This window comes from Enterococcus crotali (genome assembly GCF_000633635.1).
In the GTDB taxonomy this organism is placed as follows: domain Bacteria; phylum Bacillota; class Bacilli; order Lactobacillales; family Enterococcaceae; genus Enterococcus_L; species Enterococcus_L crotali.
Genome location: NZ_AYPQ01000004.1, coordinates 141,873 through 162,231, shown reverse-complemented (window position 1 = coordinate 162,231; position 20,359 = coordinate 141,873). Strand labels below are relative to the sequence as shown.

20 protein-coding genes are annotated in these 20,359 nt (G+C 35.5%); 7 read left to right on the top strand and 13 right to left on the bottom strand.

Translation table 11 applies throughout. The features are described from left to right. Positions 1–48: 48 nt before the first annotated feature. Together V192_RS0111030 and V192_RS0111025 are read right to left on the bottom strand one after the other, a co-directional pair. Entirely contained in the window at positions 49–846 is a 798-nt protein-coding gene (locus V192_RS0111030) for a TIGR00282 family metallophosphoesterase (protein ID WP_025871705.1), read from the bottom strand. 213 nt (positions 847–1,059) lie between these two features. Further along, the gene (locus V192_RS0111025) at positions 1,060–1,962 is read right to left on the bottom strand and encodes a helix-turn-helix domain-containing protein (RefSeq protein WP_025871703.1); all 903 of its coding nucleotides are present in this window, start codon (positions 1,960–1,962) and stop codon (positions 1,060–1,062) included. Positions 1,963–2,440: 478 nt separating this feature from the next. On the opposite strand from V192_RS0111025, the gene V192_RS0111020 reads away from it, so the two are divergent. Then, positions 2,441–2,638 (top strand): helix-turn-helix transcriptional regulator, encoded by a 198-nt coding sequence (locus V192_RS0111020; protein WP_025871700.1) that lies wholly within the window; start codon positions 2,441–2,443, stop codon positions 2,636–2,638. Between the two features lie 253 nt (positions 2,639–2,891). On the opposite strand, the gene V192_RS0111015 is transcribed toward V192_RS0111020, so the two are convergent. From V192_RS0111015 to V192_RS0111000, 4 genes are read right to left on the bottom strand one after another with little or no spacing between them, the layout of a single operon-like run. Then, complete coding sequence (locus tag V192_RS0111015) at positions 2,892–4,307, bottom strand: glycoside hydrolase family 1 protein (protein ID WP_025871698.1); 1,416 nt, start codon at positions 4,305–4,307, stop codon at positions 2,892–2,894. Positions 4,308–4,311: 4 nt separating this feature from the next. Further along, positions 4,312–4,635 carry a PTS sugar transporter subunit IIA gene (locus V192_RS0111010; protein ID WP_025871695.1) on the bottom strand — a complete coding sequence of 108 codons (324 nt, stop codon included), beginning with the start codon at positions 4,633–4,635 and terminating at the stop codon, positions 4,312–4,314. 1 nt (position 4,636) lies between these two features. Then, entirely contained in the window at positions 4,637–5,878 is a 1,242-nt protein-coding gene (locus tag V192_RS0111005) for a PTS sugar transporter subunit IIC (protein ID WP_025871693.1), read from the bottom strand. A gap of 22 nt (positions 5,879–5,900) precedes the next feature. Next, positions 5,901–6,218, bottom strand: coding sequence for a PTS sugar transporter subunit IIB (locus V192_RS0111000; protein WP_025871691.1), 318 nt, complete (start codon positions 6,216–6,218; stop codon positions 5,901–5,903). Positions 6,219–6,408: 190 nt separating this feature from the next. On the opposite strand from V192_RS0111000, the gene V192_RS0110995 reads away from it, so the two are divergent. Further along, complete coding sequence (locus V192_RS0110995) at positions 6,409–8,298, top strand: BglG family transcription antiterminator (RefSeq protein ID WP_025871689.1); 1,890 nt, start codon at positions 6,409–6,411, stop codon at positions 8,296–8,298. A gap of 662 nt (positions 8,299–8,960) precedes the next feature. Here the strand turns inward: V192_RS0110995 and V192_RS0110990 are convergent. From V192_RS0110990 to V192_RS20920, 5 genes are all read right to left on the bottom strand, one after another. Next, positions 8,961–10,046, bottom strand: a complete 1,086-nt coding sequence (locus V192_RS0110990; RefSeq protein WP_025871688.1) for a WxLIP family cell surface protein — start codon at positions 10,044–10,046, stop codon at positions 8,961–8,963. Between the two features lie 103 nt (positions 10,047–10,149). Next, entirely contained in the window at positions 10,150–10,935 is a 786-nt protein-coding gene (locus V192_RS0110985; protein ID WP_025871686.1) for a WxL domain-containing protein, read from the bottom strand. A gap of 71 nt (positions 10,936–11,006) precedes the next feature. After that, entirely contained in the window at positions 11,007–11,348 is a 342-nt protein-coding gene (locus V192_RS0110980; protein ID WP_025871684.1) for an LPXTG cell wall anchor domain-containing protein, read from the bottom strand. 23 nt (positions 11,349–11,371) lie between these two features. Next, positions 11,372–13,618 (bottom strand): WxL domain-containing protein, encoded by a 2,247-nt coding sequence (locus V192_RS0110975; protein WP_025871682.1) that lies wholly within the window; start codon positions 13,616–13,618, stop codon positions 11,372–11,374. Positions 13,619–13,628: 10 nt separating this feature from the next. Further along, complete coding sequence (locus tag V192_RS20920) at positions 13,629–14,333, bottom strand: winged helix-turn-helix domain-containing protein (protein ID WP_025871680.1); 705 nt, start codon at positions 14,331–14,333, stop codon at positions 13,629–13,631. A 405-nt stretch (positions 14,334–14,738) separates the two neighbouring features. On the opposite strand from V192_RS20920, the gene V192_RS19975 reads away from it, so the two are divergent. The 5 genes from V192_RS19975 (at position 14,739) to V192_RS0110955 (ending at position 18,413) form a co-directional block, all read left to right on the top strand. Then, the gene (locus V192_RS19975; protein WP_051581950.1) at positions 14,739–16,097 is read left to right on the top strand and encodes a MucBP domain-containing protein; all 1,359 of its coding nucleotides are present in this window, start codon (positions 14,739–14,741) and stop codon (positions 16,095–16,097) included. Continuing rightward, positions 16,094–16,609 (top strand): MucBP domain-containing protein, encoded by a 516-nt coding sequence (locus V192_RS19970; RefSeq protein WP_158001104.1) that lies wholly within the window; start codon positions 16,094–16,096, stop codon positions 16,607–16,609. The genes V192_RS19975 and V192_RS19970 overlap by 4 nt, the downstream gene beginning before the upstream one ends. Before the next feature lie 52 nt (positions 16,610–16,661). After that, positions 16,662–17,006 carry a hypothetical protein gene (locus V192_RS22210; RefSeq protein WP_239644650.1) on the top strand — a complete coding sequence of 115 codons (345 nt, stop codon included), beginning with the start codon at positions 16,662–16,664 and terminating at the stop codon, positions 17,004–17,006. Between the two features lie 485 nt (positions 17,007–17,491). Beyond that, positions 17,492–18,097, top strand: coding sequence for a hypothetical protein (locus tag V192_RS22200; protein ID WP_239644667.1), 606 nt, complete (start codon positions 17,492–17,494; stop codon positions 18,095–18,097). Beyond that, the gene (locus V192_RS0110955) at positions 18,075–18,413 is read left to right on the top strand and encodes a MucBP domain-containing protein (RefSeq protein WP_025871677.1); all 339 of its coding nucleotides are present in this window, start codon (positions 18,075–18,077) and stop codon (positions 18,411–18,413) included. The genes V192_RS22200 and V192_RS0110955 overlap by 23 nt, the downstream gene beginning before the upstream one ends. Before the next feature lie 233 nt (positions 18,414–18,646). Here V192_RS0110955 and V192_RS0110950 read toward each other — a convergent pair whose 3' ends face one another. Both V192_RS0110950 and V192_RS0110945 read right to left on the bottom strand, forming a co-directional pair. Beyond that, entirely contained in the window at positions 18,647–19,246 is a 600-nt protein-coding gene (locus tag V192_RS0110950) for a response regulator transcription factor (protein WP_025871674.1), read from the bottom strand. Next, positions 19,239–20,357 carry a sensor histidine kinase gene (locus tag V192_RS0110945; RefSeq protein ID WP_025871672.1) on the bottom strand — a complete coding sequence of 373 codons (1,119 nt, stop codon included), beginning with the start codon at positions 20,355–20,357 and terminating at the stop codon, positions 19,239–19,241. Before V192_RS0110945 ends, V192_RS0110950 begins: the two co-directional genes overlap by 8 nt. Positions 20,358–20,359: the final 2 nt, after the last annotated feature.

Below are 20,359 nucleotides of genomic sequence, written 5' to 3'. Positions count from 1 at the left end.
CATCGGAAATAGACACTTCTGTCCCTTTTAATATCTAATTCAGTTGGTCTATTCCTCAAATGGACGATCTTCACTGATTTGGATCGGTTCGATTTTTTTGGCCTGTCCTGTCTGATCATCAATATCGATCACACAAGCTGACAATAAGCTCCGACCTTCTTCGACGACTTCAAAGCGTTTGGGCAAAGCCGTTCTGAACTTCTCAATAATCGGTCCTCGCTTCATCCCTAAAATACCATCATATGGTCCTGTCATTCCAACATCACTCAGAAAAGCCGTCCCTGCTGGTAAAATTCTGGCATCATTCGTCTGGACATGTGTATGTGTGCCAACAACTGCACTGACTTGTCCATCTAAAAACCAGCCCATTGCTTGCTTCTCACTAGTGGTTTCTCCATGGAAATCAACAAAAATCAACGGCGTCCGCTTACGTGCTTCTGCTACTAATTCCTCTGCTTTACGAAACGGATCATCGATATCTGCCATAAACACGCGGGCCTGCATATTGATCACAGCAAGTTCCAGTTGATTGACTTTGACAAAAACCATGCCTTGTCCAGGTGTTCCTTGCGGAAAGTTAGCTGGACGAAGCATTTTTTTAGCATCATCGATAAATTCGAAAATCTCTTTATTATCCCATGTGTGGTTACCTAACGTGACCACATCGACCCCATCTTGTAAAAATTTCTTATAGATCTTGCCAGTAATTCCTCTACCAGCTGCAGCATTCTCACCATTCAAAATCGTTACTTGCGGACGATATTTTTTCTTCAGCTTAGGTAAATAAGTGGTAATCGTATCTCGTCCTAGTGAACCTACTACGTCTCCTATAAATAATATACGCAAAAAACTTCCTCTTCTCTTTTGATTTACTGTTTTTATTATAGAGGTTTTTGGGGTGGAAGGGAAGGGTTCACTTTCTAAGCCTAATAGCACTAATACTCCAAGTACTGGCGAACCAAGCCTGCAATCATTTTTTATTGCTATTAATTTATAAATAGCTATGAAATAACCTGAAAAACTAACTATGAGATGGTTTAAATTATAGTTGCAGTGAATCTATTTTGCCAAAAGTGTAATCAACTTATTTTTATCCATCTCTTCTGTAATGTTATTGAGGACAGCTTTAACTTCCGCTTTGATCTGTTCAGCAGTAAAAGTATCACCTATGTCTTTAAGTATATGAATGTATTCTTGAATACGTTCCATGTATTGATAATCTCCTATTGTTATATAATCTAATAAATTTTCTAGATATTTCAGGTTAATCCAATAGTTAAGATTTTTTCGCCCCTTGTCTTGCATTTTTGCTAGATGGATATATCGTCTTGCTTCGTCATAATCTTTTTCACAAATTCTAGTAGAAATAGCATTTATAAGAATGTAGTACAATGAATCGTTTACGGATGGTCCTTCTAACTGTTCTTGATCAGCTGGAAAAAATCTTGTTATGATTAAATCAGCTTTATCCTTATCAAGAAATCTAATAATATTTCGAATCAATACGAAATCATAATGCTGGTGATAAATTTTATTCATTATAAGTGAATAGATATATTCTAATTCTTCTGTAGTAATCGCATCGATTTCATCCCAGAATCGAACAAAATAACTTTTAATAGCAATATAGTTGGATAATTCTCGGAGATTTTTATTTTTAGAGGATATATTGTGATAGTAACTGATCAAGAGTTGTTTTTCATTTTGATCAGTTAAATTCTGGACACAGAAATAGAAAAGTGTTTTGAAATTTTGTTGATCTTCGTCCAATGCCGTAATTGAAAATATTTCTTCTGGTGAAAGAGACATGGTGTTCAATATTTTCTTTAAGTCATTGATTTTAAGTTCCTGTTTTCCACTCTCTAATCTAGAGTAAACAGACGGGTCTACATCAGGTAAAATTTCTTTTTGTGTATAACCTAATTTCTTTCTAAAAAATCTTAATATTTCATATATTTCCATTATCTGCTCTCCTATCAAATGACATATCCGCATGAAAAGTTACATTTAGCATACATAAAAACCATATTTATGCTTTTTTAACAATTTGTTTAATAATGTATTTATTATACAAAAAATATTTGTTATGATTATCCTATGAAGGTCAATTTTTTTGTGCCTTTAATATAGTAAAACATAATGGCGGGAGGGAAAATAATGTTTTTTGTAACAGTTATTAGTGTAATCACTACTTTTGCTAACCTAGTAGGACCATAACATCAAACAAACTCCTAGCAATCATAAAACTTGGGGAAGTTATTCATGCTAGAAGTCGTTGATAAAAGGAATGTACATCCTTTATCTTGTAGTTTGCCACTACGTATTAAATATAACACACGAAGGTCGAATTAGTATATATATTTTTTACTGATTTTGCCAGAAACTACCTTGTGCGTTATTTTCTTATCACTATACACAACGGAGAAAGAGGCGATCAGCTATGAAAAAAACAAACAAAAACAATTTACAAGAAATCCGGATCAACACCAACCTGACACAAGAAGACCTTGCCAAGCAAGTCGATGTTTCAATCCAAACCATCCAAAGTATTGAAAAAGGGAAATACAAACCTTCTGACTCTTTAGCTTTTAACATCGCTCGTTCACTAAATAAAGATGTTACTGATATTTTTTCTTAGATCGCTAAGATTTAAAAATTTTGTAAACTAAATTGACTGAACATTCAAAAAAAAGTCCGTGACAAAACTAAAAATCAGTTTTGTTTCGGGCTCTAAATCCGAATAAACGGTGGGATCAGAAGCAACCCCTTCGGAAATAAGCTGAGATTCACAAAAATTTGAAGAGCAATTTTCGTGAATCTCAGCTTATTTCTCGGGGTTAAACACTTCTGACCCAACCTCTAGCTTTAATTTAGTTTTTTTAAATCTATCTTTACACCCTTTTCCCCTTACTCCTAATAACTTCTTGATACCAATAAAAACTATCTTTTTTATACCTAGTCAATTCCCTGACCTCTGTATCTGTACGATCCACGTAAACAAACCCATACCGTTTTCTAAACCCACTAGTCGTACTGATTAAATCAATAAATGACCACGGGCAAAAGCCAAAAACGTCTACCTCATCCTGAACAATTGCGAGTCGGATTTGTTCAAGATGCTTTTTCAAGTAGTCAATACGGTAACTATCGTGAACCTGATTATTTTCAGTCAAGGTATCGACTCCACCTAAACCATTTTCAGTAATGATCAGAGGGATTTGATAGCGTTGATATATTCGGTTTAGCGTGATCCGCAGCCCTTCTGGATCGATTTCCCAATCCCATGCGTTTCTCTCTAAATAAGGATTACTACAGCCTTTATAGATTCCTTCCACAACTTCTTTTTCAGTTGAATCAGCTTCCCCTGATTTGTTGATCACTAATTCCTTGCCCCGCTCAAATGCTGTTACATGTTCTACCGTTTTACTATCGTAATAATTCAAGCCGATAAAATCACATTTGCCTTCTTTGATCAACGCCATATCTAAAGCTTCAATAGTTGGCAGACAGTCCTGTTGCTTCATATAAGCTTGCATAGATGGTAAATACTGACCGTTACAATACAGTTCTAAAAAGAACGTATTCCGCAGCTCTTCTGCTTTTTCGGCTGCCAAAATATCTTTAGGATCGCATGTTTTAGGATAAATCGGTGAAACACCTAGAGCTGGACCGATTTTTGCGTCCGGCAAAAGTTCATGGCATAATTTCACAGCACTGGCATGTGCTAAGGTCATGATGTGATTCATCTCATACTTTTGTTTTAACAGCGATTGCTCACTTCCTTCGACGAAGGAGATCAGATAAGGGAGTAAAAACATATTGCTTTGTTCATTGATCGTCAGCCAGTAATTGACTCGATCACCAAACTGTTCAAACAATACGCGACAATACTGGATAAAGTCTGGAAGGATCTTCCTTGAACCAAAACCACCATATTCATTTTGAAGAACCACCGGCAAGTCAAAATGATAGATTGTTACGATCGGTTCGATCTCATTTTTTAGCAGTTCATCGATCAACTGATTATAAAAATCAAGCCCCGCCTGATTGATTTCTCCTCGACCATTCGGTAAAATCCGCGTCCAAGCAATGCTAAATCGATACGCTGTCAACCCCAGTTCCTTCATCAAGCGAATGTCTTCTTTAAATCGATGGTAATGATCACTGGCAATACTAGTATCCGCATATTCTGGAGCAATGCTTTCATCCACAACAGATAACGTTTTGCCATCTTCTAAATAGGCACCTTCTACTTGATATGCTGCTGTGGCTGCTCCCCATAAAAATGTTTCTGGAAAAGAAGACATTTGATCAGCCCCCGATTTTACTGATTTTGTAATACAATTTGAATAATTGTTTGGCAATATTATATTCGCTCAAAATCGTCATCAACGTATCTTGGGCATGGGTAAATAATAAATTGATTTCTACTGGGTTTTCCATGCTGTACTGAACGACTTTTGTTTGAGCATTATGTGCTAGATTCAATTCTTTTTTCGCCTCTTTTAATTGTTCTTCCCCTTCTGCAAAATAATCCTCATCCATTTTTTCTAGCGCTTCTTTGATCAAATTCCGACCATTGCCCGCGTGTAAAATCATCTGCATTGCTACTTCATTTATTTCATCTTGTGTCATCTTAGGCTTCCTCCGCTTTCAACAATTCTTCTTTATAAATTTGGTTGTCATAGACTTTCAAGAATGGGTAGTAAATAAATCCTGTTAACACTAAGGATACTGCTAACAACATCAACCCATTTAAATCGCCATTGATCAGCCATGTTTGAATCCCGACTGGCAAATACCATAACGCAAATGGTTTTGTTGGAATACTGACCCAGCCCAATTGGAACGACAGATAGGTGATCGCCGGCACTACAATACCAGAAATCCACATCGGCACCATCAACATTGGATTAAAGACAACAGGCGCTCCATACACCAATGGTTCATTGATATTACATAAAGATGGCACAATAGAAGACTTGCCAATCGCTCTTAAACGTTTTGACCTTGTAAACAGCATGAACACTGAAAGCATCAATGTCGAGCCTGCTCCCCCGATCCAGACCCAACCTTGTAATGTTTCATTCGTTAAAATCAATGACGGATCTACGCCACGTGCTAAATCAGCTGCATTTTGACCAACTGCCTGCAAACCAATCGGCACATATAAAGGCTCCAAGACCCAACTACTGATACCAAACGAATAAAGAAAGGCTTGAATAAACATGATCAGTACAAATCCCCAGAAACTTTGTGACACATTCACTAACGGTGATAAAATCCAGTAGATTCCATCATACAGATTAATATTAAAGATAAACATTGCTACCCAGCCAATAGCCAAAATCAAAAATGTCGGCGCAATACTGTCGAATCCTTCGACTAAAAATGGCGGCATCATCGTATCTTCTTTAAATAAACTAAATTTAGAAAACTTATCCATTACAAATGCCACAAACAAACCACCAACGATCGCAGCAAACATTCCACCAGAACCCAACTTAGCAAATTCGATGATAATATCTCCATCGTCATTAAAGGTCGGAAAAACCAACATCAAGAAAAATGCGATCCCGATCATTCCAGCTTGTTTCTTTAATTTGTGTTTCTTCTTTTTCTCCAAAAGTAGATAAGGAATAAAGAAGGCCACAAAGACTGATGCCAGTCCAAAACTAAAACTGCTAATTGGTGAAATATCAGGAAAATTGGGAATATATTCTTCAAAAATGGCAAAAATCGTTACCAGCGAGCCGACTAAAATCATCGGCATCACTGTTGTCATCGCTTCTTGAATTGCACCGATCCAAGGATTTTTCGTGATTTTATTTGCTTTCGGTGCAAAAACATTTGTCATCCAATCAATAATCTTTTTCATTTTTCTCCCCCTATTTTTTAATCTATTTCGCAATCAAAGCTAAGGCAAAGTTCAACGTCTCTTCCCCATTGATTGCTCCGTAGTATTCATCTGGAATAAAATCATACGGAATCCCATCGAATTCGCTCATTGTTTCTTTTAATTCAGCTTCCATATAACGTAAATGCGGACCAAACAACACCACATCTTTTTCATCGATATAATCTTCAATTTCTGAATCGCCAACTGCTTCTACAGTTACCGTTAATCCTTGTGTTTTAGCACTTTTTTTCATGCTTTGAGCTAAAAATCCGCTGGACGCTCCGCCGCCACATACTAATAAAATATTTTTCTTTGTCATCTTTTTTTCCTCCTTTTGTTTTTCACACCCTTATTATCACCATTTCAAATAAAGAAGACAAACCAATCTTTTGCACTAGCAAACGCTTACGGTGTAATTATGTGATTTGTTCGTTTTAATCAAAGACTATATAATGAAGCCAAGAATAATCGAAGAGGAACTATCAAAAATGGACTGTGGGGGAAATAGCATGAACAAGTTATCGGAAGAACAATTAATAAAGTATCTCCAAATAAATGGTCTCACGTCCTCTAGCCAACTCGCTCAAGTCTTTTCTGTTTCCACTAGAACAATTAAAAATTATGTCAAAAGAATTAATGAACACAGCACAGAAAAAATCATTCATGCTACATCAAAAGGCTACTATATTGCTCAAAGTGAAACTCCTGATATTTTTTCAAAAGAAATAAGCAGAGAAAAAGTACTGACAGAAAAGCTGATTTATCTTTTAACACCGATCAATAAATATGATTTAGCAGAAGAGCTTTTTATCAGTTTATCTACATTGGAGCGAACCATTACTAAAGCCAATGCAGAATTAAATAAATTTCACTTAAAAATCGTCAATCAAGAAAATGCCATTCAACTCGTAGGACCAGAAGAAAAGAAACGGGCTTGGATCAGAGAACAATTTTACCATGAGACAAGTGCAGAATTTCTACATCGAGCTACGATCCAAGCTGCTTTTTATGGTTATGATTTAGAGGAGTTAAAAGCCACGATCACTCAAATTCTGAAAGAAAATAACTTGTATATCAATGGTTACACCTTAAATAGCATCATCTTACACATAGTAGTCGCAATGGAACGAATCTATGATAGCAATCAAAGTATCACTAATGATTCCGCTGAAATCGATGAACGTTTGGCAGCAGAACATCGCTCAGCCATCGCCATTGCTGCCTACATTCAGCATACTTACGCTATTCAATTAAAAGAGAGCGAAATTTCTTATATGACGATTCTGTTAAAAAGTAAGACAACCTTACTAAATTATGCCGAAATCAAAGAAGATTTGAAGGACTATATCGCCGATGAAAGTATTCAACTCTCAAATCGGATTTTACAAAAAATCAATGAGGAATTTTTATTATCGTTGGATGATGAAGACTTTTTCATCAAATTTTCTTTGCATCTCCAAAACCTATTGAGCCGCAATCGGGAAAAACAAGTTGCTTTAAATCCTATGACCAAAGAAATCAAAGAGAATTATCCATTGGTGTATGATTTAGCTGTTTTTGTTTCCAATGAATTAGAAGAATATTTAGGGTCAAAAATTGCCGAAGATGAAATCACTTATTTAGCTTTTCATATTGGTGCTTATTTTGAGCATGCTAAAATCAATCAAAGCAAACTCTTCGCTACCTTGATTTGTCCTAGTTATTACGATATGCACATTGATCTTTCTGAAAAAATCTTGGCGGCTTTTGATTATGAATTAGATATCAAAAAAGTGATTACGGAGGTCGATGCGCCGATTTCCAATCTGAATCAAGAGTTGATTATTTCAACGATCGTATTGCCTAGTAATGTAGATTATGTAAAAATCACGCCTTTTTTCAATGAAAAAGACAAAGAAATTATCACCAAAGCGATCAAGAAACTTAATTTAGAGCAACAGCAACTAAAAATGAAAAAAGTCATCGAACAATATTTTTCTAAAGAATTATTTGAAAAAAATCAGCGTTCTGAAACGAAATATCAGTTGATTCATCATATGTCCAACCATTTGGCCGATTTGAACCGAGTGAATTCGAGCTTTGAAGAAGAGATTCTTAGGCGGGAAGATATGTCGTCTACAAGTTTCGGCAATGGTTTAGCTATGCCTCATTCAATGGAAATGAATGCACTGAAAACCTCGCTTTATTTTGTAATCAATGAAGAACCAATGCTCTGGGATCAGGAATATGTACAAATCGTTGTAATGATTGCGATGAATCGATCAGAACGAAAAGAATTTAGGAAGATTTTTAACCTGGTCATTGAATCATTGGATAATAAAGAGACGATCGCAGCTTTGTTAAAAGCCGATTCCTATGAGGAATTTGTTAGCTGTTTGGTGGATTCGTTTAGGTTTTGAGTATTAAGCAGTACTCCGCTTATCGACCACAGTATGTAAATAACAAAACCATGAATGAAAAAGAACATGAAATTTTTATAATTAAGGATTTTAAAAACAACTGAGAAGTGCCTGGGGCATAACTCTAGGAGTCACATTCTAGTTTCTTATTGCTTACCAGAATAGATCTCGTTTTCAACATGCCATGAAAAGTGTAGTTCTTTCGTATGAAATGACAGATGTACATATGACAACACTTCATCTTGATATCTCTAAATTTTTCATGTTGGTTTTTTTAAATTTTTGTGACCAAGTAGTTATTGTGCAACAATGTTTAGCTGCAACGAGTCTTTTGCGAGAAAGCATCAACTCATTGCATTCACTGTGATTTACAACAATTTCAGCTTATTTCCGAAGCCTTCAAATCTTAGTGGTTTAGCTCTTAGAATTTGATGTGATCGAAGCGTAGACCTTTAACTCTAGCATGTTCCATGCGTAGAAGTTAATGAGATTGAAAAGAAGTCTAGTGATTCTTCTGATTCCACCGTTTATTCCGTTTCATTTCTCCGTATTTTATCAGCCAAAGATTCTATGTACGATTTACATCCTATTTTTTAGATTAGATGTCTTATCACAATACCTCAAAATAATGTAAACAGCCTGCATTAATCAAGCTGTTTACATTATTTTCTTTTCTTTTTTCTCTTTTTACCTTTTTTATTTTTTTGTTTCTTTTTATTTGCTCTCTTTCGTTTAATCAAAATAATTACAACGGCAATAACTACCAATAAAATACCCGCAATAATCATATACAACTGTTTATTATCTTTTTTCTCTATATAAACAGCCTGATCGTTGAGTTCATTCGCTTGCTTGCGGCTGATTGTAAAATCTTTTGAAAATTTATATTCTTTACCATCTGCATCCGCAGTCATTTTAAGCGTATAGTCTCCTGGTATCAATTCTGTGTTTTGTAAATCTAAACCAAAATTAAAGGTCGAATTCGGTGCCATTCTAAGAGAAGTTTTATTGGCTTGATATGCTGCCTTTGAAGAATTTTTTTCGAATATTTCAGACTTGATTGATAAGTTTTTGATCATGGTCGGCGCAGCATTTTGAATCCTTGCTTCAATAAAGTTTCGATAATTTCTTTGATCTGCATAGACATCGATCAGTTTTAATTGATTCTCCACTTGTTGCTTATTTTCTGTTAAAAGGACAGCTATACTATATGAGAATGTATTATACACGGCGTTTTTCTTTTCATTTTTTTCTTTTTCATCTGGTTTTTGAGAAAAATGAATCCCACCTAAGACTTGACCTACAAATGATTCATCTGGCATTTGGAGTGTGATTTTAATTGTCTTTTTTTCTTTAGCTTTTAATGCGACTTCTTGTTCTTCTAAGTGCACCAATGACTCAAAATCTACTTTTAGAGTATCATCTTTTTCGTTCTTACTTTTTTTGTAACTTGTTATTCCCGCGTCACTTGTTGTCGCACGATTTGCCTCTATGTCTATCGTTATTGTTTTTTCCGAATAGTTTTGCAGTTCAATCTGCAAAACTTGGTTTTGTTTTGGCGCTACATTTAGTTCAAAATAGCCATTTTTTCCATTCACTTGATTGTCTGGATAAATCGGCAATACGCTAAACGCAGCACCAGTCCCCTTATTTGCCTCTTCTTTCGTTTCATCCGCAAAAGCCGTTACGAAAAATAATGTGGCTAAAAAAAACGTACTTAGTATGTATATCAGCCATTTTTTATTCATTTATTGTCACCTTCCTAAAAGAAGAACCGTTAAGATTCGTATAATTAACAGAATCTCAACGATCTCCTACTTGTTAAATTATTCGTCTGTTATTCTATAACTATTATGGTGCAACGGTTGGATCTGCTTTTAATTCCCAATCAAAGGTTGCTTTATAGGTGTCATTTTCTTTCAAGGAGTTTTGAGGAATGTTTAATTCAACCCCTTCAACAGCTTTTTCATCTGTCGATAATGCACCCATGCCTAATGACCATGAACCAATACCACTGTTATCACCTGCTGTTGCAACCGTTGTTTCTATTGCAGGTGTTAAAACTTTATTACCTGTAGCAGCGGTTGGTGCAGTACCAATCGGATTCGTTGGTGTATTATACGTTAAATCTTTAAGTGTAACTTCTGCTCCTTTTAATTCAGTACCTTTAGTAGATGTAAATTTAGAAGCTGTTACTGTTAATTCCCAACCGGTTCTTTCTGCGCGGACATCTTTTGTTGAAACAAATGATGGAACGGCATATAAATCTCCTGTACGGTCCCCTTGTGCATCTAGTGCAAAAGCATAATCTGGTTTCGCATTTGCTTTTAATGCTTTAAGACTATTTGAATGTGTCCCGAAATCAAAATCTGATACATATTGAATCATTAAATCCGCTTTACCAGGATTTATTGGTTTTGTTGGATTCGTCGGATCAGTTGGGTCAACTGGTACGATTGGGATATCAGGATCAGTTGGATCAACAATTTCAGGTCCACCTTCTGTAAAAGTGACTTTCCCTTCACTTTTAGCTTCCGTTGCAGATGGATATTCAGCCGCTTGTACTGTTTGAGTACCTAATCCTCCTAAAATAGTTGCTGCTAATGTACTACCGATGATCACTTTTTTTAATTTCATTTTTTTCTTCCTCTCTAGTTTGTCAATTTATATAAAGTAAATGTATTACGATATATCTAATATTAATTAAATCAGTTATTCCTTAACTGCTTTTTCCTCGCTAAACCAATTAGTAGGCAAAGAATCAATAGTCCAACACCTAAATAAGTGTTAAAGTGACTACTATCTGTATTTGTTTTAGGGAAGATGCCTTTACTTTGGTTAGACTCTTTGACTCCTGAGTCCAATTTTGTTTCTGTCGTTACATCTGATTTTTGTTGTTCACTTTCACTACTCTCTGTCTGCTCTTGTGAAGCAGGTGTAAAATTGATCCCCCCATTTGAGGTTATGCCGCTAGCTAGACTAACAGCAGGTCCACCGACTAACAAGAAACAGAACAAACTAAAGCAGATACTATAAAATAATTTTTTCATGTCTCTCCTCTTTCTTTATTCCCTTAAGGCTCGACTACTAACTCCCAATCAATAGAAGTTGAATACTCCGCCTGTTTCTTGCCATATCCCTGCGCAATGTCTAGCGTCACACCTGTTGAGCGTTGATTGGCATCTAGCGTTCCAAACGCCAAAGACCATGTCCCATTACCAATTTTTTTACCTGAAGTATTCGTTATCGGAACATAGTCTCCCGATAAATCAACAACATCCTTTGTTACTTCTGGTCTCGCTTTTCCCGTATAGGCATAATTCAAATCTGAAAGAAGTAATCTTGCTCCTTTTAATGGCTCTCCTGTTTCATCTTTAAAAGCAGATGCTTTAGCCTGCAGCTCCCAACTATTCGTGTTACTACTCGTTCGATCATCAATAATCGAGATGAACGATGGTACAATTTTATTCGTATCATCAGCTGTTTTACCATAATCCCCTGCTGATTTTAATGCCAATTTTTCGGCAGTATTTTGATGACTCCCAAAATCAAAGTCTGATACATATTCAATTCGCAAATCTTGTCTAGTTGGATTTATCGGTTTTTCAGTATCATCGTTAGGCTCAAGTGGTGTTAATGGATCAATACCATCTTCTGGATCAACTATCTTACTACGCCATTTTGCATAAAGTATGATATCTTGTGTCACTGGCGTATCAAAATCCCATTGTTTTGTTAAATTCTGATCTTCATACCAATCTATGAACACTTTATTCGTATAGATTGGATCAGCTGGTCGTTTTGCCAGTTCCCCATCTTTCACACGTTGCTCAGAAACAGCACTCCCACCATTTGTTTCAAAGGTAACTTTCCATGGGTTAAAAATAGTTACTGTCGCTTGCCCTTGTGGCTTTTGATCTGTGTTTTCACCTGTCAGAGTAGCAGTATTCACCTTTTTCTCACCTGATACTCCTGAAACAATCTCGGTTTCATATGTCAGTATTTTCTTTTCCTGTTCTAAGATGGATCCTGCAAAAATACTTAATTCATGTGTCGTGTTATTCCATGTAAAATATTGTCCTTCAGCATTCGCTGTTCCTTCTAGCAATGATTTCCCATTTAAGATGATCGCATTAGGTTTTGATAATCCTTCTGGCAGCTTATCTGTTATTTTTGACTTCAATAAAGCCTCATCCCCAGTATTTTCCATTGTCAATGTATAGGTCAATTTATCTCCTATCATGACAGATGACTGATCCACGTTCTTATCTAATGTGATCACAGGTGCTTTCTTTTTATACCAAAAGATAATGCCTTTTTGCTGTTTATCGACCGTTGTTGTCCAGCTAGTATCTGTGGTTGGCTCTTTGATCGAAGTTGTTTTTTCATCATAGTAAAAAGAACTTGGTTCTCGAACCCCTGCGCCAAAACCAGTTGAATTGATTGTTGGTCCTAGCACTACTTGTGAGGAAACAAAATTATACCCCGTTAGTTCTTTATTCTTTAAAACAACAGAATCAGCCATCTCCCCACCATACCCTAAGACTTCATCCGCTGAGAGCGTCGGTCCGTCTGGATCATCAATATCTTTGAATATCCCTTTTACTAATTGTGGAATTTCAATGTTCCAGCCCAATCCCCAAAGCCATGAAACCTGAGGTGCTACAGGTTTTTCATAGGAGTCATCGACATTTACTTGTGTAGAAGTCCCCATGGTTACATTATTTGGAACATCATCTGAAAATGTGTAGGAAATCCAATCGTTTGTAGTTGCGCCTTTAGGATAAACTACATAAGCAGTTGTTTTTACACTCCCATTCGGCCAGCCACTCCAATGAGCTACATTTGGCCAATTACTTTTTGTCGATGTAAATTTTCCATCAACATTAGCAGGAATCCCTTTCCAATATGAAGGATTGCTATACTCATAATAAACAGTTGGATCTACTGAATTAAATACTGGCCACTCTAAAGCTGTAACTGGTGTAATCAGTCCAAATGTGTAGGCAGACGAGTTTAACACAGGCCGTGTATCTCCTTCTAAAAGATCAAAGCTAAAATAATTAGCAATTGCTCGATTATACATTGTAGGAGGATTGATGGCTTTATTTTCATTTCTAAATGATGTTACTTTCACTGCATTATTCTTTTGCCAATCATGTTTCCAGCTAAAATACGAACTAACTGGATTGGATGATGCTCCTTTTGTAAGTTCTTCAGCTGAAATTTTTTTATCAGCGGAATGAAAAAAAGTCAAAATAAGCGCTAGAAAAAAAATCAGAGAACCAAGTACAACAATCGTTTTCTTCCTCTTTCTCATCTTTTCCTTTTCACCTCCTTTCACAATCGTTCCTTATATTCAGCATGTATCCTTTAGAGCGAATTGTTACCAAATAATGATCAGCACCTTCAATTTGTTTCAACTTATCCCGTAAATTAAAAACAATATTAGCAATATTGGCTACTTGAGTATCGTTTTTTTTATTCCAAAGATACTCATTGATCTCACGATAACTTATTGTGATGTTGGGCGTTTTATTTAACAGTCTTAGGAGACGAAATTCATTTTTTGTTAAGAAAACTTCTTCACCTTCAATAGCAACACTTAAATTGTAGTCATTTAAAACAAGTTGATTATTTTTTGTCAACATTGGTTTTTCATATACTTTTTGCCGACCTAAATTTAACATCATATATTTCAAAATCTCCCAAGTCTCATCAATTTTCACTACAATATCTGCTCCTATTTTCAAATAGAATAGTTTTTGTTGTTCATGTTCTGGCTCAACTAACAAAAAAATAAGTCCCTGTTCGTATTTTCTAATGGAGGTAATGATTTCAAACACCTCCATTAAACTCAGATGATCTTCAATAATAATAAAAAAATCGATGTGTTTTTTGATTGGATTTTTTGTATTATTTATATAGGAATGAGCATATCTTATAGAAATACCTGAATTATTTAGATCATTTAATTTTTCTTTATCAAAATCTTCTGGAACATTGATTATTTCTGCAATAAGTTTAGGGTCCATCCAATCCCTCCCTTTTCTCAAAACTAACTTAGTGCTACTCCATCGCTCGTTGGTACTCCTATATATTCAAACAATTTGCCTCCTAAAACAACCAAGTAAATTCGGAATTTTTTTTTAATTATTGTAATAGTTCATCATATTTACGGAAAAAAGAAAAAAAACGGAAAAACAAACGGAATCCATATAGAATCAAACAATGTTAAATAGTACTATATTTAGTAATTACTTCTCTATTTTCTTATAAATTAGATTGATTTATCTCAAAAAAAAAGAAAAAAATTATAAAATTTGAAAAACGACGGTTTTTTAATAAAAAATACGTTATACTTTTAAGGGTTTTTAAACAGATGTTTCTTTTCTTCTATTTAAATACACGCTACTGCAACTATGTTATGAGGTGAAAAAATGAACGCTTTTAAAAAAATCGGAGTTCTATTACTCTGTACTAGTGCTTTATCCTATACAAACTTATTTACTACAGATAAAACATTTGCGGACGAAATCAACCACTTTCCGCCATTATCTACTCAAGCTTCAAAGAACAGTGACAAGATGGATAATTTCGACATCATAGAACAAATAGATTCCACTTTAAAAACATTCATTTTATCCAGTTTAGGCAAACCGATTGGAGACCAATTAACTTATAATGATTTGGCTCAGCTGACCTCTTTATATCTCTCTGGCGAATCTGCAGCACAAATCACTAGTTTTTCTGGGTTAGAGTATGCAGTCAACTTGGATAGTCTCAATATGATGACCACAACACGTGTCACCGATTTCAGCCCATTAGAAAAACTGACAAAATTGACTTATGTACGACTTCAAGGTGAAAATGTTACCAATGAGAATTTTCCTGATCTGAGTAATAACAGGTCTATCAATTTGATTTCTTTGACGGGTGCTGACGTCGATGATCAAGTTTTAGATAAATTGACTCCGCTGAAATCTTTAGAAAAACTTTTTATCGAATATAACGAAAATATCACAACCATCACTCCCCTAAAGTCCTTGCCTAACTTAAAAACGCTATATATCCAATACGATGGTGTTGCTGACTTTACGGTGCTTAATGTATTCCCAGCCCTAACAATTTTAGGAGCCTATGGACAAAATATAGGAAAACAACAAAGTTCAAGTACGATCCACCCAACAGACTTCGTTTATCAGTCTGAGGTTCAAACTCTTTTTATTCCGTTTTCAATTATGCCTAACAGGCTAACAAATTTTGATGGTTATCTACCACCATTTACAACATCTAATGCTGTAAACAATACGGTTCTCGCATTTAATAATAGTCAAATAGCCCCTGAACGGATTCAAATCACAGGGGAAGGTCTTTTAGTGTCAAATGTTTCTCAAGAAGAATATGATCAATTATCTAGCATGAGCTACAGTGCGCGTATCGATAATCCTGCTGGCTCTTATCTGCAGCCTGCTTCATACTCTTTTTATTCTATCTCTAACGGTATATATAACCACAAATTTAATATTGTAAATACCCCAGAACCTGGCGCTCCTGTCACCGTACATTATTTAGACAAAACGGGTAGTGAACTAGCCTCGCCAGAACGATTAAAAGGAAATATCGGTGAACGTTACAGTACGTCTGCTAAAGAAATTCCAGGTTGGATTTTGATTCATACTCCTGAAAATCAAACAGGTATCTTCACTGAGCAGTCACACGAAATCACATATACTTATACTAAAGCAGATGGTGCACCTGTTATAGTTGACTATGTAGATGTTCAAGGAAAAAAATAACAGAATCAGAAATTTTAACTGGAAAGTTAAATGATTCCTATGAAACAAGCAGTAAACGTTTGAACAATTGGCAACTAAGAGACTTACCGCAAAATAGTAAGGGACTATTTACAGCACAAGAGCAAATTGTAACCTATGTCTACGAAGCAGAAAAAAATGAGGTACCAACAAACTCAAACAACTTCCCTACAGTATCTGAAAGCACACTAAACCAAGAACCATTAGGACTTTACTATCCTGACACTCTGATGCCAATATCAGAAACAAGAACAGTCAACGATTCTTTGTTACCTCCTACTAAACTCCCAACTATTTTGAAGAAAGAGGAAGGGACATTTGTAATTGAGCCAAAAATCGTAAAAGAAAAGAAAGAATTGAAAAAAAAGAAGAAAACGGGAACTGTTACAATAAAATATGTCGATGAAAATGGACACGAAATATCTTCGTCAAGCACCTTACATGGTGAAGTTGGAGATTCATTTTCAGCAACTGCTAAAGATATATCGCACTAGCAGCTTATCCACTCATACAAGCTGTCTTACGAACAAATTTTGGGGTGAAATAATGAAATACTTAGATTTTTTAGATGATGATGACAAAGAAAAAGCTCAACTACTAACTACATTACAACTATACAATGAACAATTTTTGAGTAAAAAAAAGTTACTTGAATTGACTGGCCTATCAAAATTTTTATTAGAACGGTACCTAACTGAGTTAAACAAAGAATATCCTCAACTTCGTATATCAGAAGAATATTATGATGAAATCGCCTTTCAACCAATCTCCAATGAAATCATTCAAGAGTTGCAATACCGCTATGCAGAGCGTTCACCTAAATTTCGCTTTTTTATTGAAGTTTTAGTAGAAGAAAAATCAATTAAAAATTTCAGGCAGAACAGCATATAGCAAAAACTACACTTTATCAGATTCGTACCAAGGTGATATCCAGTTTAAAAAAAGTAGGTCTGTCTATACAAAAAAATAAACTAATTGGACCTGAAGCACGAGTCCGTTCCGTTATTTTTGATATTATTTCCTATTTTTATTTTGGTGAGCGCTATCCATTTACTCATTCTGAACAAAAAATACAGCAACTCCTACAACAGTTAGTCAGTTACTTTAACCTGGATCTAACCTTTCTACAAAAAAGAAAGCTTGCTTTATTTCTTCAGATCATGCAAAGTCGAAGGCTAAATCACCATGATTTACAAGAGAATTTTTGTACAGTAGGAGCAAAAACACAACAGCAATTTGCTTCACAACTAGCGATGCTAAAAAAAGTATTGCAATCTTCTATACCGACTTCTGTGGAAGAGGAAAGTCATTATATCTTATTATTCTTATTTGTCTCTGATATGTTTGATTGTGATTTATCCTTCAATGATGACCTATTGGCAGAAACAAAAAATACTGCGAAGCAATTAGTAACACAATTATCAGATGCTTTCCAACTAACCCAAAAACAGGAAAAATACTTATATCATTCATTTTTAAAAAAAATACTAGGCTTGTCTATTTTTAGGCAAAACTATACGACTTTTGTAGATATTTCCGCTTATAGCTACTTTTCAGAAGTTTACAATCCTTTACACAGGCTTGTTTTAAGATTCATTCGGAAAAATCATTATTGTTTGTCTTTGAACCTTTCTAAAAATGAACAAGCTAAACTTTATTATGATTTTATGTTTTCTATTTTAGCATTCTTAGAACCTTCTCAGTTCGGTAATCCCATAACTATTTATATTGATTTTTCACATGGTAATGCCTATACCGAATACATTAGCCAAAGCTTACAACGTTTTCGAGATTTGAATATCGTTATTCAAAAGAGATTTAATAACACGACTCAGCTCTCTATCTCCGATTACAAAATAACAGAGCTTACATGCCCGCAAATTATCTGGAAGCAGCCTCCTAGCCCATCAGATTGGGCAAAATTTGCTGATCTTGTCGTTGAATTAAGGGAGGTTGAAAATGAAAAATTTGAAATGTTTTAGTTTGTATTTCGTCATCTTATTTTCCATATTATTATTAGCTGTTCAACCAACTTCTATTATTTATTACATAAGAAAAGACACCTCTCAACCTTGGGAGCTACTTAGTAATACGTCGATCCAAGAGGGACATTTTACTGACGATCCACAAGAGATCACTTTTGTCTACCGAAGAAAAAAAGCTATGGTGCCCATTCAATTTATGACCTTTGAGAGTAAACCACGATTAATGCCTCAAAAAAAGAACCACTCAACTCAGTATGGTCAACTATTACTTATTCTATCTGGAATTTTCTTATTCGGTTCTCCACGCCCTTAAATAATCTCAAGTAAATATCCACCCGTGTGAACGGGTGGATATTTAATGCCTCTATAAGGGGTCACTACACGCCAAGAGAGTGGGACAATAGTCCACTCTCTGTTTTTAGCCTTTGAGACTGAGTCTGGGACAAAACTAAAAATTAGTTTTGTCCCAGACTCTAAACCCGAATAAACGGTGGGATCAGAAGCAACCTCTAATCATCTATCATCACTTAATTATCTTTTCTTTACCTATACCCACCCTTTTTCCTTTGCAATACTCACTGCTTCGATCCGATTTTTCGCGTCCAGTTTATTCAAAATTTCCGACATATAATTCCGTACCGTTCCACTAGTTAAAAATAGTTTTGCAGCAATTTCTTTAGAAGACAACCCTTCGCCAACTGCCAGTAAAACTTCTTGTTCCCGTTCAGTCAAAGGATTTTCTTGTTGTGAGAACAATCCTGTTACAAGCTCTGGTGAATAAAATTTTTTCCCTTTCATGACCTCACGAATATTGCTGATCAACTCATCTGTCGGCGTGTCTTTCAACAAGTAGCCCGATACATTTGCTTTCACTGCACGTTCAAAATAGCCTTCTCTAGCAAACGTAGTTAAAATTATCACCTGTTGCTTCCGTTGCTGTAATTCTTCTGCTATATCCAAACCTGTTTTCAATGGCATTTCGATATCAGTCAAACAAATATCCGGTTGATGCTTTTCGATCAACTCCAGCGCTTCCACACCATTTTTCGCAATACCTACAACTTCCAGATCATCTTCCAAACCCAAAATCGTCGCCAAAGCAGAAGACAGTAAGCCTTGGTCTTCTGCGATAATTAATTTAATCATTGATCGTCTCCTCTTTTTTATCCACAGGTATTGTGAATATAACCTTCATTCCATTTTTTTGTGTAAATTCAAGTTTTCCACAGATACTTTCGATCCGCTCTCTTAATCCAGTTAATCCATTGCCAGGCACAGAATCTTTCATTCCGTTGCCATCATCTTCAACTGTGAACAGGTAATGAGTAGCATTTTTTTCTATAACGATCCTACAATGACTTGCCTTGCTATGGCGAATCACATTTGTGACACTTTCTCGTAGACAATAACTTAGTGTATTTTGAATATCTGTGGCAAGCTCTCCCGTTAATTCCTCACCTTCTGTGGACAAGATGATTTTCGCAGCTCGTAAACTTTTTTCGATCGTGATCATTTCTTCCGCAATCAACACGTGACGCATACTTGAAACAATTTCCCGCACGGTTTGTAGAGTACCTCTTGATGTTTCAGCTACTTCTGCGATTTCTTTTTTAGCTAACTCACGATCTTTATCTAGCAACTTTCCTGCTAACTCTGTTTTGATCGTCATAATCGATAAAGACTGCCCCAGTGTATCATGTAAATCTCTAGCGATTCGGTAACGTTCTTCTTGCTTGATCACATATTCCATCCGCTGCGTAGACTGATACATTTGTTTACGCAATTCTGCTTGCTTACGAATCGAACGCCCTGCAAATGGCGCAGCACAGATAAAAAAGCCATAAACAAAAATCGTGATTTTTAAATCTTGAGCCATGTATTCCGGCAAGCGGCTTAAACTAAATGGCACAGGAGCCAACGTAAATAGTAATGCAATATAATAATACTTAAACACGTTTTTTTTCATCGGGACAAAACCGATCATCCACGCTGGATAGATGAACAAGTAAATATATCCAAAGTACAGTGTATAAAACAGCGATATTCCATACATCAACGCCATCCAAAACGGAAACCATTTTCCATTAAATAAACAATTTCGATAGGTTACAACAAAAATACCCAAAGTAAACAAGGCTAACTGCTTATCAAAATTATCATAGGGAAACATCGCGATAATCGGAATCAAAATAAAAATCAACCATATAAATGAAACAAATCCATCCTCTTTCGGATATAACCTAAACTTACCAATCATAA

Coding starts and splice junctions, on each gene's coding strand:
- V192_RS0110975 (WP_025871682.1), bottom strand. CDS start 13,618: ATGAGAAAGAGGAAGAAAACGATTGTTGTACTTGGTTCTCTGATTTTT.
- V192_RS0110995 (WP_025871689.1), top strand. CDS start 6,409: ATGAACAAGTTATCGGAAGAACAATTAATAAAGTATCTCCAAATAAAT.
- V192_RS20920 (WP_025871680.1), bottom strand. CDS start 14,333: ATGGACCCTAAACTTATTGCAGAAATAATCAATGTTCCAGAAGATTTT.
- V192_RS19975 (WP_051581950.1), top strand. CDS start 14,739: ATGAACGCTTTTAAAAAAATCGGAGTTCTATTACTCTGTACTAGTGCT.
- V192_RS0110990 (WP_025871688.1), bottom strand. CDS start 10,046: ATGAATAAAAAATGGCTGATATACATACTAAGTACGTTTTTTTTAGCC.
- V192_RS0111010 (WP_025871695.1), bottom strand. CDS start 4,635: ATGACACAAGATGAAATAAATGAAGTAGCAATGCAGATGATTTTACAC.
- V192_RS0111025 (WP_025871703.1), bottom strand. CDS start 1,962: ATGGAAATATATGAAATATTAAGATTTTTTAGAAAGAAATTAGGTTAT.
- V192_RS0110985 (WP_025871686.1), bottom strand. CDS start 10,935: ATGAAATTAAAAAAAGTGATCATCGGTAGTACATTAGCAGCAACTATT.
- V192_RS0110955 (WP_025871677.1), top strand. CDS start 18,075: ATGAAAAATTTGAAATGTTTTAGTTTGTATTTCGTCATCTTATTTTCC.
- V192_RS0110980 (WP_025871684.1), bottom strand. CDS start 11,348: ATGAAAAAATTATTTTATAGTATCTGCTTTAGTTTGTTCTGTTTCTTG.
- V192_RS0111015 (WP_025871698.1), bottom strand. CDS start 4,307: ATGTCTTCTTTTCCAGAAACATTTTTATGGGGAGCAGCCACAGCAGCA.
- V192_RS0111005 (WP_025871693.1), bottom strand. CDS start 5,878: ATGAAAAAGATTATTGATTGGATGACAAATGTTTTTGCACCGAAAGCA.
- V192_RS0111020 (WP_025871700.1), top strand. CDS start 2,441: ATGAAAAAAACAAACAAAAACAATTTACAAGAAATCCGGATCAACACC.
- V192_RS0110950 (WP_025871674.1), bottom strand. CDS start 19,246: ATGATTAAATTAATTATCGCAGAAGACCAAGGCTTACTGTCTTCTGCT.
- V192_RS0111000 (WP_025871691.1), bottom strand. CDS start 6,218: ATGACAAAGAAAAATATTTTATTAGTATGTGGCGGCGGAGCGTCCAGC.
- V192_RS22210 (WP_239644650.1), top strand. CDS start 16,662: ATGAAATACTTAGATTTTTTAGATGATGATGACAAAGAAAAAGCTCAA.
- V192_RS0110945 (WP_025871672.1), bottom strand. CDS start 20,357: ATGATTGGTAAGTTTAGGTTATATCCGAAAGAGGATGGATTTGTTTCA.